Origin of the sequence: Pedobacter boryungensis (assembly GCF_013204825.1) — a bacterium.
GTDB lineage: Bacteria > Bacteroidota > Bacteroidia > Sphingobacteriales > Sphingobacteriaceae > Pedobacter > Pedobacter boryungensis.
Genome location: NZ_JABMKV010000003.1, coordinates 241,618 through 260,217, shown reverse-complemented (window position 1 = coordinate 260,217; position 18,600 = coordinate 241,618). Strand labels below are relative to the sequence as shown.

Below are 18,600 nucleotides of genomic sequence, written 5' to 3'. Positions count from 1 at the left end.
TTGCAATTAACAATTTAGCAATACAACAATAAATGAAGTTTAAACTCACATTCCTTTTCTTGTTTTTTGTAAATGGGTTACTATTTGCACAAGAATCGCCAGCTCAAGAAACCAGAGAAGGAAATGTAGTAAAGGAACTTTTTTTTGCCGGACTAAAAGAGAAAATGGCAGATAATTATGCCAATGCTAGCTTAAGTTTCTCTAAAATCTTAGCAATTGATCCAAAAAATGATGCAGCATATTTCGAACTCGCATCACTCAATTATCGTCAAAACAAGTTATTAGATGCCGAAACTGCAATTAAACAAGCAATTAGTTTAAATCCTAAAAATATCTGGTATTTAAAACTTCAAACAGAAATCTATAAGCGAAATGGCAATATGGATGCATTAGTTAATGTTTTTAATCAGCTTATTCAATTATCTCCAGAAACTGATACTTATTATTTTGATAGAGCAAACGCACTTTTCATTGCTGGAAAAACAGAAGATTCGGAAAAAGCTTATGAAGAAATAGAACAAAAATTTGGTAGCTCTAAAGAATTAACCTTTGCAAAGCAACGACTAACTATTCAAGGAAATGATGCGCCAAATAATGACTCCATAAATAAACTATTAGCAGAAAACCCGACAGATGTTAAAAGTTATCTTTATTTAAGTGGTGTTTTATTAGAAAAGGATAAAAAAGAAGAAGCATTAGCACTTCTACAAAAAGCGAAAGTGCTAGAACCTGATAATTATGAAGTTGATTTGGCAATGGCCGATATTTATAATTCGCAAAAGAAAAACGAATTAGCAATTATTTCATTGAAATCTGCTTTTGTACATCAGGCTATGCCTATTGCGAGTAAACTTAAAATTGTGAGTTTAATGCTTCCGAGATTTAACAATCAAACTGTAGTTAAAGATGCTACAGATTTAATACAAATTGCGGTAAAAACTCATCCAAATGATCAGAAGTTAGTTGTTTTATATGGAGATGTGTGGTATCAACAAAACAATTTAAGTGCTGCGAAAGAACAATATTTAGCTGCCTTAAAAATCTCAGATCAGATTTATGCAGCTTGGGAAAAATTGCTGGGTATACAAACATTATTGGGTCAATATAAAGAGGCAATTAAAACTGGTGAAGAAGCACTTTCAATTTATCCTAATCAGGCAATATTGTATTATTATAGCGCATTTGCTTTGCATAGAAATGGACAAAATGCAGAAGCTGGACTAGAAATAAAGTCTGCTTTGCAGCTTGATCCAGATGATACGAATTTAAAAGCGATGATCTTTGCTTTACAAGCAGAAGTATTAATCGATCAGGAAAAATTAAAAGAAGCAGATGTAGCATTTGATAAAGCAATTTCTTTAGCTCCAGATAATTATTTAACACTAAGTAATTATGCTTATTATTTAGCGTTAAGAAATCAGAATTTGAGCAAAGCAGAAATTTTAGCAGAGAAATCTGTAAAAGCTTTACCTAAAAACGCATCAATATTAGATACTTATGCATTAGTGCTTTTGAAACTTGGAAAACATGATGAGGCACTTATTTGGATGGAAAAGGCTTTGCAAAACAATGAGGCTTCAAATCCTGTTTATTTAGAGCATTATGGCGATATTCTTTTCTTAAAAGGAGAGAAGGATAAAGCGGTAATGCAATGGCAAAAAGCCAAACAAGCAGGAAATGTATCCGAAAAATTAAACAAGAAGATCAATGAAAAGAAATATATTAAATAGCCTTTTATTAGCTGTATTAGTAGTATTAGGTGTTGGGTGTAGAGCAAAAAAGGTAATTGTTGCTACGCCACCAGCTGGACAAACCGACGTGCTAAAAGTTGACAAGAAATCGGAAAATTTAGCGTTATTAAAAAGTAAAGATCTTTCGTTTACTACACTAGCTTTAAGAGGAAAAGCTGCATTAGACATTAATGGTGATGAAAACAATGTAACCATGATTATCAGAATACAAAAAGATAAAAAGATTTGGGTAAGTGTTACTGCAATTGCTGGTATAGAGGTTGCAAGAGCTGTCATTACCCCTGATAGTTTATTGATATTAGATCGTTTACATAAGAAATTCACCAAAAAACCATTTAGTTATATTTACAACTACACCAATAAGCAAATCAATTTTGATTTATTACAAGCGGTATTTTCTGGCAATACAATAAAGGATTTCATGGTGGAAAAATCGGCATTGGTTCAAGAAAATGGTGTTTGGGTTTTGAGCGGCACAACTGGAGATTTAGCTTATCGCAGTTTGTTTAATACGCTGTTAAAAACTGAAGAAACTAACTTAAACGATGCAAAAGCAGCGCAGGCATTTAAGGTAACTTATGGAAATTATACGCCAGTAAATAATGCATTATTCCCTTCTAGCCTGAAAATCAATTCTATGTCAGGTGATAAAAAAATAAATATAAATATCGATTTTATTAAAATAGAAAGTAATACTACAGTTGATTTTCCTTTTACCGTTCCTAAAAGTTTTGAGGTAATCAACTAATTTTTTATATTTTTGGTCTAATGAAGTTAAAACAACTACTCCTTTCCTTATTGTTTTTAGCGGTTTGTTCAAGCAGTTTTGCACAATCTAGTAAAGAACTTACTCGCAAAAAAGAAGCACTACAAAGAGAAATCGAATTAGCGCAAAAAAACCTGAATCGGACTACAAATGGTAAAAAACTAACATTAACACAAATTAATGCAATAAAAGCACAAGTTCGATTGATGCAAGAGAAAATCTCGACCATCAATTCTGAAATGAAAAATTTGGATAACCAAATTACAGAAAACACTGGTAAAGTACATAATCTGCAAACTCGTTTATCAGATCTGAAGAAGGAATATGCTGCAATGATCAGATTTGCTCAGCGCAATAAGAATTCATACGATAAAATGATGTTTATTTTTGCAGCAAAAGATTTTAATCAGGCTTATAAACGCATTAAATACTTACAGCAATTTGGTCAATACCGCAAAAAACAGGCTTCTTATATTCAAGGTACTGAAAAGGATTTAAGCAATAAAATTGTTGTATTAGATCAAGACTTAAAGAATAAGAATAACTTACTAAAAGAACAGGTGAATGAAAAAGGTAAGTTAGATAAAAAGAAAAACGAACAAGCAGTTGTACTAAATCAATTAAGTAAACAAGAGAAACAGTACAAACAAGATATTTCTAAAAAGAAACAGCAACAGGCAACAATAGATAGAGAAATTAGAGCAGCTATTCAGCGAGAAATTGCATTGGCTAAAAAGAAAGCTGAAGATGAGCAAAGAGAAAGAGATCGTATCGCAGCAGCAAAAGCAAAGTCTGAAAATAAGCCTGCGCCAGTTGCTACATCAACAAAATCTCAAACAAATAGCGAAGCTTTAAGAGCTACACCAGAAGCCGCTAAACTTTCAGCAGCTTTTGAAAACAATAGGGGTAGCTTGCCCTCTCCGGTTGCAAATGGATATATCACCGCCCATTTTGGTTCTTATATGGTAGACCAAGCCTCTGGTCGTAACGAAGGTGTAAAATATCAAACAAGTGAAGGCGCTGCGGTTAGAGCGGTTTTTAATGGTAAGGTCACTACTATTTTTGACAAGTTTGGAAAGTATTATGTAATCATAAAACATGGTGAATATTTCACAGTTTATGAAAATTTAAAGAGTGTTAGTGTAAGCAGAGGCGATGATGTAAGTACTAAACAAACCATTGGCACTGCGGGTACAACAGATGGTGTTCCAGAAGTTGGTTTCCAAATTCATAGGGGTAGCGTGGCACAAAATCCTGAAAGTTGGATTGCACGATAAACCATTAGGAAATTTATTTGTCTATATTTGTATAAAAATCAATTAGAGATGTATTCAGGCGTATTATTGGAGTTCTTAAACATGGGTGGCGGAGAGGTTGCACTCATTATGGTGGCTGTACTTTTGTTATTTGGAGGTAAAAAATTACCAGAATTAGCAAGAGGCTTAGGAAAAGGAATTAGAGAGTTTAAAGATGCGTCGGAAGGTGTCAAGCGTGAAATCCATCGTAACATTAATTCCGTAGATATAGACAACGAATTAAAAGCGGAAGAAGAAAATCATGCACAACGTCATCATCCAATAGAAGATGAAACTTTAGCTCATGACGTACCTTCTACTGATGAAATTAAAACACTTCCTATACAGGATGCTGTTGATGAAAAAAATAAGGAGACTTATTCTTAAGAAGAGTTTCAATTAACTAGATTAAAAAAATTAAAATAAATCCAATGGCACAACCTACAATTTTAGTAGCCGGTTTAGGTACAGGTGAGATAGTATTAATAGTTTTAGCACTTTTATTATTATTTGGTGGTAAGAAAATTCCTGAATTAATGCGTGGTTTAGGTAAAGGCGTTAAAGAATTTAAAGACGGAAAAGATGGTTTAGATGAAGGTGGTAACCCAACCAGAACTAACGAAAACAAACCACTTTAGTCTGCATTCATTTTTGTCTTTTAAATTTAAGTTTTGAAGAAATATACCTCTTTAAAAGAGATACAAGGAGAACTTGCGCAAAAAGAACTCGTTTTACCTGAGCTTTTATCATACTACTTTAAGCAGATAGAAAAAAATGAACACCTCAATGCATTTAATGAGGTGTTTTTTGATTCTGCAACAAAGCAGGCAAACCTTGTGCAACAAAAGATAGTAGAAGGTAAGCAAGGCAAATTGGCTGGTATGATAATCGGTATTAAAGATAATATCTGTTATATAGACCATAAAGTTTCTGCATCTTCAAAAATGTTGGAAGATTTTGTCGCTCCTTATTCTTCAACCGTAGTCAATCGTTTATTGCAAGAAGATGCCATAATTATTGGCAGATTAAATTGTGATGAATTTGCTATGGGAGGCTCTAATGAAACATCTTATTTTGGTGTAGTAAAAAACGCAGCAGATGAAGATCGAGTTGCTGGTGGCTCATCGGGAGGTTCAGCAGTTGCTGTACAAGCAGATATGTGTTTAGCCGCTTTAGGTACAGATACAGGCGGATCCGTTCGTCAACCTGCCGCATTTTGTGGTTGTATTGGCTTTAAACCTACTTACGGCCGTATTTCTCGCTACGGAGTTATTGCCTATGCCTCTTCATTTGATCAAGTAGGTACACTTACATCTTCTGTTAGTGATGCTGCTTTATTATTGGAGGTATTAGCTGGAGTAGATGATGCAGATAGTACAGTTTCATCAATACCAGTTCCAGCTTATTCACAGCATCTTTCACAAAGTGGGAAAAAGAAAATAGCAGTTTTAAAAGAGACAATTGAAAATGATGCACTAGATTCAGAAATAAAGTCTGCTATTTTAACAGCTATTGAAACATTGAAAATTCAAGGTCACCATGTTGAATATGTATCCTTCGATTTATTAGATTATTTAGTGCCCGCATATTATGTGTTAACTACTGCAGAAGCATCAGCTAATCTTTCACGTTATGATGGTGTTCATTATGGCTATAGAAATACACAAGCAGAAAGTCTTAATCAATTGTATAAAACCTCAAGAGCAGAAGGTTTTGGAGAAGAAGTAAAAAGAAGAATTTTACTGGGCACTTTTGTTTTAAGTGCTGGATATTATGATGCATATTATCAAAAAGCACAACAAGTGCGAAGACTGATTAGGGAAAAAGTGGAAGCTTTACTCAGCGATTTTGATTTTTTACTTAGCCCTGTAACACCAACTTCGGCATTTAAAATTGGCGAAAATATGCAAGATCCATTGGTGATGTATATGGCAGATATTTATACAGTATTAGCTTCCTTAGCTGGTATTCCTGCAGTTGCGTTACCTTTAGGCAATAATAAAAAAGGTTTACCGTTAAGTGTTCAATTAATGACCAAACACTTTAACGAACAAGAACTGCTTTCATTATCACATCGTTTTTTAAACGAAGTTAGTTAGCTTAATTCTAAAATTGATTTGCAAAGATTGCCTATGAAAAAAGTAGTACTAATTGTATTGAGTTTTTTGGCTTTTTTAAGCGCCACGGCACAAACTCCTAAAAGAATTATACAAAGTGATACACTTTTAAAAAATATTATTGCCCCATTACCATCAGATACTATTGCAGTTCCGGTTATCGACAAGCCTTTATTTTTTAATCAGAATCTAATTTATAAGCTTCGCTTAGATTCTATTCAAAAAATTGTACCGCTTAGTTACAATGAATACGTACAAAATTTCATAGATATCTATAGTAGACGTAAAGATATGATGGGCAAAATGTTAGGCTTATCAACCTACTACTTTCCAATATTCGAAAGAGCACTTAAAGCTTATAATATTCCTGCTGAAATTAAATATTTGCCCATAATAGAATCATCAATGAACCCTCATGCGATATCAAGAGTTGGGGCAACAGGCATGTGGCAGTTTATGTTTAGCACTGCAAAAGCATATGGTTTAAACATGGATAATTTTGTAGATGAACGCAAAGATCCTATTCAAGCAAGTTATGCTGCGGCAGCATATTTTAGAGATGCATACGAAGAACTTGGCGATTGGCTTTTAGCTATTGCAGCTTATAATTGCGGTAAAGGAAATGTAACACGTGCCATTGATAAAGCTGGCTCAAGAGATTTTTGGGTGATACGTTCATATTTACCAAAAGAAACAAGAGATTACGTTCCAGCTTTTATTGCAGCTGTTTACGTAATGAATTATGCGAGTACTCATGATATTGCGAAACAAAATCCTGCTATCAATTTTAAAACTGATACAATTCAGGTTAACCACTTTGTGGCTTTAGCCGATGTGGCAAAGGCAATAAATTACGATGAATCAACTTTATTTGGCTTAAATCCTTCCTATAAAAAGAAAATAGTAAACGGAACTACAGGTTTACCTAAAAGGATAATTTTACCAAGAGTAGAACATGCTGATTATGCAAAAGTTTATGATGTTTTAAATGCTGATATTGAAACAGAAAGAGATGTTATCTTAGCATCAACGGATGATGTTAGAGATTTGCGTAAAAAAGTAATTAGTAAACCAACAGCTCAAATCACCTATTATAAAGTTAAGCCAAATCAAAGTTTAGGAAGCATTGCTGATCTTTATAATGTAGAAGTACAAGATTTAAAAGTTTGGAATAGATTGAAGAGTAATACCGTTATTCCAGGACAAAAATTAAAAATCTACGGTGCTTTACCAGCTCTAAAACCATTAAAGAAATCAGTTTATATTACTTATAAAGTAAAACTAGGTGATACTTTATCTGGTATAGCCGAAAAGTTTGATGGTGCTACGGTAGCTAATATTAAGAAAGTTAACGGTTTAACTAAAGTAACTCTACAGCCCGGCATGTTGTTAAAAATTAAAGGGTAGGTTTTAGTATTAGTTTTGCTGTGTTTCCTGCAACCTTAAATAATTGCACAGCTTTCTACTTAATAAACCCGATGGTATTGAACACGTAGTTCCTGACCTTTAGGTTGGGACGAAGTAAAACGTACATCGGGATTGCCTTTAATTGATGATTTACTTTTGCTTTTCTAATCCTTAAAATTCATATATTACCATAAAAATAATTGTAACTTTGCCCGTTACCAAAAAGTATTTTATGAGTAAAACGAATAGAAAACAAGACGCTTTAGATTACCACTCGCAAGGGCGACCAGGGAAAATTCAGGTTGTACCTACAAAACCTTATTCTTCACAAAGAGATTTAACCTTGGCTTATTCGCCAGGTGTGGCGGAGCCTTGTTTGAAAATTGCAGATAACAAAGATGATGTATATAAATATACTGCTAAGGGCAATTTGGTTGCTGTAATTAGTAATGGTACAGCAGTTTTAGGTTTAGGAGATATTGGTCCGGAAGCAGGCAAGCCTGTAATGGAAGGTAAAGGTTTGTTATTTAAAATTTTTGCTGATATTGATGTATTTGATTTAGAATTGGATACTAAAAATGTAGATGATTTTGTAAAAATTGTAAAAGCATTAGAACCAACTTTTGGCGGGGTAAATTTAGAAGATATCAAAGCGCCAGAATGTTTTGAAATTGAACGCCGATTAAAAGAAGAAATGAACATTCCGGTGATGCATGATGACCAACATGGTACCGCAATTATTTCTGCGGCTGCATTATTAAACGCATGCGATTTGCAAAAGAAAAAGATGGATAAGATCAAAATTGTGGTGAATGGCGCTGGTGCCGCTGCAATTTCTTGTTCTCGTTTATATGTTTCACTAGGAGCAAAAAAAGAAAATATTATAATGTGCGACAGGAGTGGCGTTATTCGTCACGATCGTGAAAATCTAGATGCAATAAAAAGAGAGTTTGCAACAACTCGTAAAATTGATACGCTGGAAGAGGCCTTAAGAGATTCTGATGTATTTATCGGACTTTCATCAGCAGATTGTGTAACTGCTGAAATGTTAAAATCGATGGCTAAAAACCCTATCGTTTTTGCAATGGCAAACCCAAATCCAGAAATTGCGTACGATTTAGCCATCAGTTCTCGTAAAGATTTGATTATGGCAACGGGTCGTTCGGATTACCCTAATCAAGTGAATAACGTATTGGGTTTCCCATACATATTTAGAGGAGCGTTGGATGTTAGAGCAACCAGCATTAACGAAGAAATGAAAATTGCTGCGGTTCGTGCGATTGCCGAATTAGCTAGAAAAACTGTTCCTGAAGCAGTAAATATGGCTTACAACGCTCGTAATATTAAATTTGGAAAAGAATACATCATTCCAAAACCAATGGATTTTCGTTTAATGACCAATGTTTCTATGGCTGTTGCGAAAGCGGCTATCGAATCTGGTGTTGCTCGTAAAACGATTACAGATTGGGATGCATATGCAGAAGAATTGAAACGTCGTTTAGGAATGGATGATTCAATTATGCGTGCCATTACTAACAAAGCTAAATCTGCACCTAAACGTGTGGTATTTGCAGAAGCAGATAATTATAAAATTTTAAAGGCTGCTCAAATTGTTAAGGATGATAATATTGCAATTCCTATTTTATTAGGGAATAAAGAAGTAATTCAGCAAATTATAAATGAAAATGCGTTAGATCTTGAAGGTGTTGAAATTATTGAACCAGCTCTAGAGCCAGAACGTATGAAGAGATATGCTGAATTACTTTATCAGAAGAGACAGCGTAAAGGTGTAACATTATTCGAAGCTCAAAAATTATTACGTGATCGTAATTACTTTGGTGCATCTATGGTAGAGTTTGGTGAAGCCGATGCCATGATTTCGGGTTTAACTAAAAACTATGTTTCTACCATTAAGCCTGCTTTACAAGTAATAGGTATAGAAGAGGGTGTGGGGCGTGTGGCAGGTATGTACATGATGATGACTCCTAAAGGTCCTGTATTCTTTGGTGATACTACTGTAAATGTAGATCCAACGGCAGAGGAATTGGTAGGTTTAACATTATTGTTAGAAAAATCAGTACGGAAATTTAATATCCAGCCAAGAATAGCTTTATTATCTTATTCTAACTTTGGTTCAAACCAAGGTATTATTCCAGAAAAAGTAAGAAAAGCAGTAAATATCTTGCATGAAAAACATCCAAATATCATTGTGGATGGAGATATGCAAGCGAATTTTGCGATAAACAATGGACTATTGAAAGATAACTTTCCTTTCAGCCGTTTGGCAGATGCACCAGCAAATACATTAGTATTTCCAAACTTGGAATCTGGTAACATTGCCTATAAACTTTTGCAGGAATTAGGTGGTGCCGAAGCGGTAGGACCAATTTTATTAGGCTTAAAAAAACCTGTTCACATTGTGCAATTAGGTAGTTCTGTAAGGGAAATTGTAAATATGATTACCATTGCAGTTTTAGATGTACAAGGAAAAGAAGAAACATCAAATTCAATAAAAAGAAGAGGAATTTTAAATAGAATCGCTAAAAAATAAACGCTCATGTTTGCATATATTGATGGTAAGTTGACATTTAAGTGTCCAACATATATTGTTGTAGAAGCTGGGGGTGTAGGTTACCACATCAATATATCGCTAAATACCTATTCTGCTTTAGCTAATACTGAGCGTTGCAAGGTATATACTTGGTTGCATGTGAAAGAAGATGCACATACGCTGTATGGTTTCGCAGATGAAGGCGAAAGAAGATTGTTTTTACATCTAATTTCCGTTTCTGGTATTGGTCCAACTACATGCAGAATGATGCTTTCATCAATTACTCCTGTAGAAATTCAAAACGCAATTATACAAGCGGATGTTGCTTTAATACAGCAAATTAAGGGGATAGGTGCAAAATCTGCCCAAAGAATTGTATTGGAATTACAAGATAAATTAAAGAAAGAAGGGCCAGATACTTTAATTTCTATGCCGCTACATAATACAACTAGAGATGAGGCGTTATCTGCATTAATTATGCTCGGATTTGGGAAACAAGTTGCAGAAAAAGCCATTGATAATGCTCTTAAAAAGGCAGATCAGGATTTAACTGTTGAGCAAATGATTAAAATAGCTTTAAAAAATTTATAATTTATTTCGCTTGAGAAACGCACTTATTCTAAGTATTTTCTTGTTTTTTATTTTTGTTGGTAAGAGTTCCTTTTCTCAGGTTACGCCCTCACAATCGAGAGCTGATTCGTCAAAAAACTCTTTCAATTTACGTGAAAAGCAATATTTAGGCCTCAGAACCTTTACCAATCCATTTCAGACTTTACCCCAAAATATCAAAAGGGAAGTTGAATACGACGCACAAAATAAACGATATGTAATTACTGAACGTATTGGAGATAGGCTATACTCGCCTCCGCAATACTTAACTATCGAGCAATATTTACGATTAGTAAACAGTGAGATTAAACGGGACAACTGGCGTGTTTTATCGAATGCAGAAATTGCTGATGTCCGTAGGACAGGAATTATTCCTCAGGTAAAAATTAATAGTCGTGTTTTTGAAAAAATATTTGGCGGAACAACGATTGATATTCAACCTCGTGGAGATGCTGAACTTACATTTTTGGGCCGTGTAAATAAAAATGAGAATCCTTTATTTAACGAACGACAAAGGGTTCAAAGTAATTTCGATTTTAATCAGCGCATTCAAATGGATGTTGTTGGAGATATTGGAACGAAGATGAAAATCAAAATGAACTACAATACTGAAGCTCAATTTGATTTTGAAAATCAGGTTAAATTAGATTACACGGGTGGCAAAGATGATATTATTAAAAAAATTGAAGCAGGAAATGTAAGCTTACCTTTAAATAGTACATTAATTAATGGAACACAAGCCTTATTTGGAGTTAAAACTCAATTGCAATTTGGCAAACTAGATGTAGCAGCTGTATTTACTCAGCAGAAATCTCAATCTAAAGAGATACAAATAAATAATGGTGCCCAGCAAAATGAGTATAGAATTAGTGGGAGTGATTATGAAGCAAATAAGCACTACTTTTTAGCTAAATATTTTCGAGATAATTACAATAAGTCTTTATCAAATCCGCCAACAATTACTTCTGGAGTTTTAATTACAAAAATTGAGGTTTGGATTACCAATAAAACTGGTAACACACAAGATTCTCGAGATGTATTAGCTTTTCTTGATTTAGGAGAAAATCAGCCTTATAATACTGCACAAGTAATAGGTGGCTCATCGGTTTTACCTTCAGCTTTTACTAACCCAACTTTTCCTGCTCAATCCAATAATTTATTAGCGAATATTCCAGCAGATTCTAGACAAACAAATAGCAATAGTGTAATTTCTTATTTTGCGGCAAATGGTGCAACTGATAATTTTGCCAAGCTAACGTATGCTAGAAAATTGACCGATAGGGAATATAACTTTCAACCTCAATTGGGTTATATTTCCTTAAATAATGCGTTAAATGCAGATGAAGTCTTAGCTGTTTCTTATCGTTATACTTATAATGGAGTAGAGTATCAAGTAGGAGAGTTTTCTACTGACGTAGCTTTTGATCAGGCAACACCTAAAGTATTATACTCGAAATTATTAAAGAATGAAACGATAAAAACTAACTTGCCAACTTGGGATTTGATGATGAAAAACATCTATTCAATTGGAGGTTATCAAATTAGTAATCAAAACTTTAAACTTGATATTTTTAGGATTGATGATAAGACCGGAATAGAAACACCTTTAATAAGAGAAGGTACAAAAACTGCGTTAAAACAATATATTACTTTAACCAATTTAGATCAACTAAATCAGCAAAAGGAACGTAAACCAGATGGCGTTTTTGACTTTGAAGCTGAGGATAAACCTTTTGTAAATAATCAAAATCAACAAAATAGTCAAAGTAATTACTCGCCAACCGGAGCAGGGTTGAGTAGCTTAATTAACAATACAAATAGTGGCTATGTTACTATAGATCCTTTAAATGGAAGAGTAATATTTCCTTTGGTTGAACCATTTGGAAGCGATTTAGCGGCGAAATTTAATCTCCCAGCAGAACAAGCTTTAGCTGACAAATACACCTACCAGCAGCTCTATGATTCAACAAAGGTTGCTGCTCAACAACAATTTAGCAACAAAAATCTTTACGTTATAAAGGGAGCTTATCAATCTGAAATCGCATCAGAATTTTCTTTAAACTCTATCAATGTAACTGAAGGTTCGGTAAAGGTTTTTGCAGGAACAATTCCATTGCAAGAAGGCTCTGATTTTACAGTAGACTATCAAGGTGGACGCGTTAAAATTGTTAATACAGCATTGTTAACTTCTGGTCAGCCTATAAGAATTACTACAGAAAATAATGAGCTTTTTGGGCTGCAACAACGCTCGCTCTTCGGTACACGTTTAGATTATCACGTAAATAATAAATTGACTTTAGGAGGTACTTTTATGAACCTCACGGAAAAACCACTCACTCAAAAAGTGAATTATTTAGAAGAGCCAATATCAAATACCATATTCGGGTTCGATATGAATTATAGTTCTCCATCAAGGTTTTTAACCAAATTAGTTGATAAAATTCCATTTATATCTACGAAAGCTCCATCTAGTATTACATTTGGCGGAGAATATGCGCAGTTAATTCCAGGGCATCCTAGTGCTATTAATGCTAGTGGAGAAAAGGGTGGGGCAAGTTATTTAGATGATTTCGAGGCATCGCGTTCTATTATTGATCTTAAAAGTTCAGTGCCTTGGCAAATAGCAGGGACACCTCAACTTTTTCCAGAATCGCAATTGGTAGATAATTTGGCTTATGGTTACAATAGAGCAAAATTAGCTTTCTATAATATCGACCCTACATTTTACAATAAAAATTCTACCACAATACCTTCGAGTTTAAGGAACAATAGAGCCGAATTGTCTAATCATTATGTGAGAGAAATTATAGAACAAGAAGTTTTTCCATTTAAAGAAATAAGCACTGGGCAGGCTCTTAATTTGCCTACTTTAGATTTGGCTTATTATCCTAACATTCGTGGGCCTTATAACTATGCGACAACCGGTTTTTCTTCTAATGGCTTATTAACTAACCCTAAATCAAGATGGGGAGGTATTACTAGAAGAGTAGATATTAATGATTTTGAAGCCAATAATATTGAATATATCGAACTTTGGGTGATGGATCCATATATGTACAAACCTACATCGCAAGGTGGAGATTTGTATTTTAACATTGGAAATATTTCGGAAGACATTTTAAAAGATGGAAGGAAGGCGTTAGAAAATGGGTTGCCATCAAATGGAGATCCAACTAAATACGATGAGACCAATTGGGGCCGTGTAGCGAAGTTACAACCAGTTGTGCAGGCTTTTGACAATGATCCAGCTGCCAGAAAAGCACAGGATGTTGGTTTAGATGGGTTATCAAATTCGAATGAAAAAGTAAAATTTGCTGCATTGATTAATCAAATCAAATCACAATTGAATCCTGATGCAGCACAAGATTTTGAAGACGATCCATCATCTGATGATTACTCTTATTTTAGAGGAACTAACTTTGATAATAGTAATGCAGGTATTTTAAAGCGGTACCAAAATTACAATGGAACAGAAGGGAATTCTAAAACTTCGCAACAGTCTGCAGAAGAGTTAGGTTTAGAAAATTCGGCATCAACCTCGTTGCCAGACGGTGAAGACATTAATAGGGATAATAACATGACGCAGTCTGATGAATATTTTCAGTACAAAGTGTCTATGCGCCCTGGCGATTTAATTGTTGGCCAAAATTTTGTAACCGATAAAGTAGTCTCACAAGTGAAACTTGCTAATGGACAAACACAAAATTCAACTTGGTATCAAATTCGTATTCCATTAGCACAATACCAACAAAAAGTAGGCGGAATTCAGGATTTTAAATCGATACGATTTATTAGAATGTTTATGACCAATTTTGCTGATACAGCAGTTTTAAGATTTGCAAAAATTCAATTAGTAAGGGGCGAATGGCGACAATATAATGCTAAAAATGAGACTCTTCAAGTAATTGCCGATCCTTCATTATTGCCTGCAAGTCCTGATAATTCTACTTTAGAAGTTGCTACTGTAAATATAGAAGAGAACGGTAAACGCACACCAATACCTTACGTAGTGCCTCCAGGAATTGAGCGGGAACGTGATTTTAGCAATTATAGAGGAGATACTCGTCAAAATGAACAATCACTTGCTGTAATTATCAAAAGATTAAGAGATGGCTATGGAAGAGCAGCATTTAAAACTGCGATAAACGATTTTAGATCGTACAAGCGATTAGAAATGTATATCCACTTAGAAGCAATTAGTGGTTCCAATTTGAACGATAATGATTTAAGTGCATTTCTACGTATCGGTACCGATAATCAAGATAATTACTACGAATATAACCAGCCTTTAAAAGTTACATTACCGGGCACAAGTGATCCATATTCAATTTGGCCAGATCAAAATAAAATGGATATCGATTTAGAGTTATTTCAAAAAGCCAAAACAGCTAGAAATAATGCTAGAACTACTGGTGGATTACCTTGGCCAATAAACGTACCTTTTACCTACATAGATAAAGGGAATACTATCATTGTAAAAGGCCAGCCAGATATGAGTAAAGTTAGAGTTTACATGTTGGGGCTTAAAAATCCATTGCGTAATCCAGCTTCGCCAGCAGGCGATGATGGAATGGAGAAAAATGCACAGGTTTGGTTTAACGAACTTCGATTAACAGAATTTGATGAACGTGGCGGTTGGGCTGCAACGGCTAGAATGAATGCGAAATTAGCTGATTTTGCAGATTTAAATATCTCTGGCAGTAAATCTACTATAGGTTTTGGATCGTTAGAAAAGAAAGTGAGCGAACGAAATAGATCAGACAACACTTTCTTTGATGTGTCCTCAAGTTTAGAATTAGGTAAATTCTTGCCGCAAAAATCGGGTGTTAAAATACCAATGTATATTAGTTATTCTAAACAAGTGCTTACTCCGCAATACGATCCTCGTACACCAGATATCGAATTGAAGAATGCACTAAACGGAGCGTCAAAGGTTCAACGTGATTCTATTTTGAATTTTGCGCAGGATTATACAACTAGGAGCAGCATTAATTTTACTAATGTACGTAAAGAACGAGTTAATACAGAAAAGAAAGTAAGGCTATGGGATATAGAAAACTTTAATGTTTCTTACGCTCAAAGTAAATTTTCACACCGTGATTTTATCAATGAAACAAGTATTCAAAATACATATAGAGCTTCTTTAGGATATAATTATGCAAGTACACCTAAAAGCTATTTGCCATTTGATAAATTAATTAAATCGAATACGTTAAAATTATTGAAGGATTTTAATTTCACTTTATTGCCAAGTTCTATCAACTTTAGAATCGATGTTGATCGTTTCTACTCAGAAAATACATTGAGAAACAATGACCCTAATAATTTTATCCCAATTAATACTACATTCAATAAAAACTTTTTAGTTTCGAGAGTTTATGGAATAGCTTGGGATTTAACCAACTCCTTGAGTTTGGATTTTGATGCTACAAATTACTCGATCATAGACGAGCCAGATGGAAAAATTGAAGGTTTAAAAAGAGATACATTGTGGCAAAACCTAAAAACATTAGGTCGTACAACAGATTACAATCACAATTTAAATATCAGATACAATTTGCCAATTAATAAAATACCTGGTTTGGATTGGATTAATGTGGCAACAATCTATGGCACTAACTTTAATTGGCAAACTGAGCCATTGGCTACGTTAAGAGATCCAAATGTTAATTTGGGCAATACGATTCAGAACTCAAGAACAATACAGGTAAATCCAACCTTAAGCATGACTACTTTATATAACAAATTAGGGTTTGTAAAAAGGAGTATAAATAAAATAGATTCAGTTCATAAATTTTCTGATATCCTAGTGGGTTTATTAACCAGTGTTAAAAATGTAAATGTGGCTTTTACTCAAACAAAAGGAACATTTTTACCAGGATATTTACCAAAAACCAAATATTTTGGAATTGATGATGCTACGGGAGCCCCAGGTTTAGGTTTTGTATTCGGTAGCCAAAGAGATATTAGGGAAATGGCGCTAAACAATGGATGGCTGTCAACAGACGAGCTTCAAACGCAGTTATACATTAATACCTTGCGTGAAGACTTTCAATTAACCAGTACAATTGAACCCCTTAAAGATTTTAAAGTCACCTTAAACGCAACAAGAAGTAGAACACTAAATTTTTCTACAAACTTTAAGTATGATAATAACATTGGTTCTTTTAGAAATCTTAGTCCAACTACAACAGGAGATTATAGTGTGTCTATTATCACATTAGGTACTGCTTTTAAAGATAAGAATGGAAGTATTGTTTCGAGTTTATTTAACGACTTTATGGCTAATAGACAAACTATTTCTCGTCGTTTAGGAAATGAAAATCCAAATTCTGCAGGTAGTACAAATGGATATGCAGATGGTTATGATAAAAATGCTCAGGATGTTGTAATATCTTCATTTATAGCTGCCTATACTGGTAAAAATGCTAATACAATAAGTTTAAATAACTTGCCTAAAATACCTTTGCCTAACTGGAGAATTACATATGGTGGGTTAACGAAAATCCCTTTCTTAGCAGAAAAATTTTCTGAACTTGGTTTAAGGCATGGATATCGTTCTACTTATAGCGTGAATGGGTTTAATAGCTTGTTGAAATATCAAGAGACAGATGGGTTTGTGAGTAGTAGAGATGTAAATCAGAATTTCTTGCCACTATATCAATTTGCGCAAGTAAGTATTTCAGAACAATTTGCACCTTTAATTGGAATTGATACCAGATTAAAAAATAACTTAACCGCTAACTTCGAAATTAATAAAACACGGATAATGGCGTTGAGTTTATCAAATAGTCAGTTGGCCCAATTATCAGAAAATAATCTAGTATTCGGTTTAGGTTATCGCACCACTAAATTTAGATTCCCTTTTGGTTGGTTTAGCCAAATGAAAATGAATAATAATATGGATTTTAAGTTAGATGTAGCGGTAAGAGATAATAAAACAGTAATTTATAGAGCAGATGTTACTGAAGCGGAGGTTTCATCTGGTGCGAAAAATATTACACTTAGACCAAGCGTAGATTATGTATTAAACCAACGCTTTAACCTTAAACTTTTCTACGATTCTAACATCACTAAGCCTTATACTTCTCAATCATTCAATACTTCATTTAGTAATTTCGGATTTAGCCTACGTATAACTCTTAATTAGTAATTGGTATAAACGCGTTTAATAATTATCTTTGATGTGAATAGAGCCAAGCTTTATAAAATAGATTGATTAAAAAACTAATATAAAAACAATGAATTTTCCATCAGAATTAAAATACACAAAAGATCACGAATGGCTAAGAGTGTCGGGTAATGAAGCTTTTATAGGTATTACAGATTTCGCTCAGCGTGAGTTAGGTGATATTGTTTATATCGACATTAATAGCGTTGGCTCTGAAGTAAGTAAAGATGAAGTTTTTGGTACAGTAGAAGCTGTAAAAACAGTTTCAGATTTATTTATGCCTGTAACTGCCACTGTTTTAGAAGTAAATAGCGACTTGAACGATAACCCTGAATTAGTAAATTCTGATGCTTATGGTAAAGGATGGATGGTTAAAGTTTCATTAACAGATGCTGCTGAGGTTGATGGATTATTAAGTGCTGACGAATATAAAGCTTTAGTAGGCGCTTAATTAATGAATGCTACTTTCAAAGCACTAAAACACCAACGTTGGTCTATAATTTGGGCTATTATTGTTTTAGTGCTTTGTAATATTAGGATGCCAGAAAGTGATGGCTCATCAAGTTTCTTTTTTGAAGGATTTGATAAAGTAGCGCATTTAGGTTTTTTTTATGTACTAACCATCCTACTTTTTTACGGCAAAATTAAATATCAACATAATTATGCTTTTCGCTCATTAACCATCTTCAAAATAGTTCTTATTTGTTTTTTGCTAGGAGGAGGAATAGAATTATTGCAATGGAAGGTGTTTACTTATAGATCAGCTGAATGGTGGGATTTAGGAAGTGATATGATCGGATCCTTTATGGGAGTTTTTAGTTATGTTCTATTGCATCTATCCAATTATAATGAGAAAAATGTTTAATCTTATTAGATTATAATTAAAATTAAATCTTACCTTTTTTATCGTTTGTCTAATTCTCTACGCTAATT

At 33.9% G+C, this 18,600-nt stretch carries 12 protein-coding genes; all 12 read left to right on the top strand.

The genetic code is table 11. The features are described 5' to 3' along the window. Window positions 1–32: 32 nt before the first annotated feature. The 12 genes from HQN85_RS13255 (at window position 33) to HQN85_RS13200 (ending at window position 18,532) form a co-directional block, all read left to right on the top strand. Complete coding sequence (locus tag HQN85_RS13255; RefSeq protein ID WP_173273008.1) at window positions 33–1,730, top strand: tetratricopeptide repeat protein; 1,698 nt, start codon at window positions 33–35, stop codon at window positions 1,728–1,730. Further along, window positions 1,708–2,499 (top strand): DUF4292 domain-containing protein, encoded by a 792-nt coding sequence (locus tag HQN85_RS13250; protein ID WP_173273006.1) that lies wholly within the window; start codon window positions 1,708–1,710, stop codon window positions 2,497–2,499. Before HQN85_RS13255 ends, HQN85_RS13250 begins: the two co-directional genes overlap by 23 nt. Before the next feature lie 20 nt (window positions 2,500–2,519). Then, window positions 2,520–3,794 (top strand): murein hydrolase activator EnvC family protein, encoded by a 1,275-nt coding sequence (locus HQN85_RS13245; RefSeq protein WP_173273004.1) that lies wholly within the window; start codon window positions 2,520–2,522, stop codon window positions 3,792–3,794. A 48-nt stretch (window positions 3,795–3,842) separates the two neighbouring features. Then, window positions 3,843–4,199, top strand: coding sequence for a Sec-independent protein translocase subunit TatA/TatB (locus HQN85_RS15780; RefSeq protein WP_246249794.1), 357 nt, complete (start codon window positions 3,843–3,845; stop codon window positions 4,197–4,199). 44 nt (window positions 4,200–4,243) lie between these two features. Next, window positions 4,244–4,450, top strand: coding sequence for a Sec-independent protein translocase subunit TatA/TatB (locus tag HQN85_RS13235; protein WP_173273002.1), 207 nt, complete (start codon window positions 4,244–4,246; stop codon window positions 4,448–4,450). A gap of 33 nt (window positions 4,451–4,483) precedes the next feature. Further along, window positions 4,484–5,911, top strand: a complete 1,428-nt coding sequence (gene gatA, locus HQN85_RS13230; protein ID WP_173272999.1) for an Asp-tRNA(Asn)/Glu-tRNA(Gln) amidotransferase subunit GatA — start codon at window positions 4,484–4,486, stop codon at window positions 5,909–5,911. Window positions 5,912–5,944: 33 nt separating this feature from the next. Then, window positions 5,945–7,336 (top strand): lytic transglycosylase domain-containing protein, encoded by a 1,392-nt coding sequence (locus tag HQN85_RS13225; RefSeq protein ID WP_173272997.1) that lies wholly within the window; start codon window positions 5,945–5,947, stop codon window positions 7,334–7,336. Between the two features lie 232 nt (window positions 7,337–7,568). After that, entirely contained in the window at window positions 7,569–9,887 is a 2,319-nt protein-coding gene (locus tag HQN85_RS13220) for an NADP-dependent malic enzyme (RefSeq protein ID WP_173272995.1), read from the top strand. A gap of 6 nt (window positions 9,888–9,893) precedes the next feature. Beyond that, a complete protein-coding gene (gene ruvA, locus HQN85_RS13215) occupies window positions 9,894–10,478 on the top strand; it encodes a Holliday junction branch migration protein RuvA (protein ID WP_173272993.1) in 585 nt (194 codons plus the stop codon). A gap of 10 nt (window positions 10,479–10,488) precedes the next feature. Then, a complete protein-coding gene (sov, locus tag HQN85_RS13210) occupies window positions 10,489–17,646 on the top strand; it encodes a T9SS outer membrane translocon Sov/SprA (protein ID WP_173272991.1) in 7,158 nt (2,385 codons plus the stop codon). A 91-nt stretch (window positions 17,647–17,737) separates the two neighbouring features. Continuing rightward, on the top strand, window positions 17,738–18,118 hold the full coding sequence (gene gcvH / locus HQN85_RS13205) for a glycine cleavage system protein GcvH (protein ID WP_173272989.1): 381 nt from the start codon (window positions 17,738–17,740) through the stop codon (window positions 18,116–18,118). 3 nt (window positions 18,119–18,121) lie between these two features. Continuing rightward, a complete protein-coding gene (locus HQN85_RS13200; RefSeq protein WP_246249792.1) occupies window positions 18,122–18,532 on the top strand; it encodes a VanZ family protein in 411 nt (136 codons plus the stop codon). Window positions 18,533–18,600: the final 68 nt, after the last annotated feature.

Coding starts and splice junctions, on each gene's coding strand:
- gcvH (WP_173272989.1), top strand. CDS start 17,738: ATGAATTTTCCATCAGAATTAAAATACACAAAAGATCACGAATGGCTA.
- HQN85_RS13235 (WP_173273002.1), top strand. CDS start 4,244: ATGGCACAACCTACAATTTTAGTAGCCGGTTTAGGTACAGGTGAGATA.
- HQN85_RS15780 (WP_246249794.1), top strand. CDS start 3,843: ATGTATTCAGGCGTATTATTGGAGTTCTTAAACATGGGTGGCGGAGAG.
- HQN85_RS13225 (WP_173272997.1), top strand. CDS start 5,945: ATGAAAAAAGTAGTACTAATTGTATTGAGTTTTTTGGCTTTTTTAAGC.
- HQN85_RS13245 (WP_173273004.1), top strand. CDS start 2,520: ATGAAGTTAAAACAACTACTCCTTTCCTTATTGTTTTTAGCGGTTTGT.
- HQN85_RS13200 (WP_246249792.1), top strand. CDS start 18,122: ATGAATGCTACTTTCAAAGCACTAAAACACCAACGTTGGTCTATAATT.
- HQN85_RS13255 (WP_173273008.1), top strand. CDS start 33: ATGAAGTTTAAACTCACATTCCTTTTCTTGTTTTTTGTAAATGGGTTA.
- HQN85_RS13250 (WP_173273006.1), top strand. CDS start 1,708: ATGAAAAGAAATATATTAAATAGCCTTTTATTAGCTGTATTAGTAGTA.
- HQN85_RS13220 (WP_173272995.1), top strand. CDS start 7,569: ATGAGTAAAACGAATAGAAAACAAGACGCTTTAGATTACCACTCGCAA.
- ruvA (WP_173272993.1), top strand. CDS start 9,894: ATGTTTGCATATATTGATGGTAAGTTGACATTTAAGTGTCCAACATAT.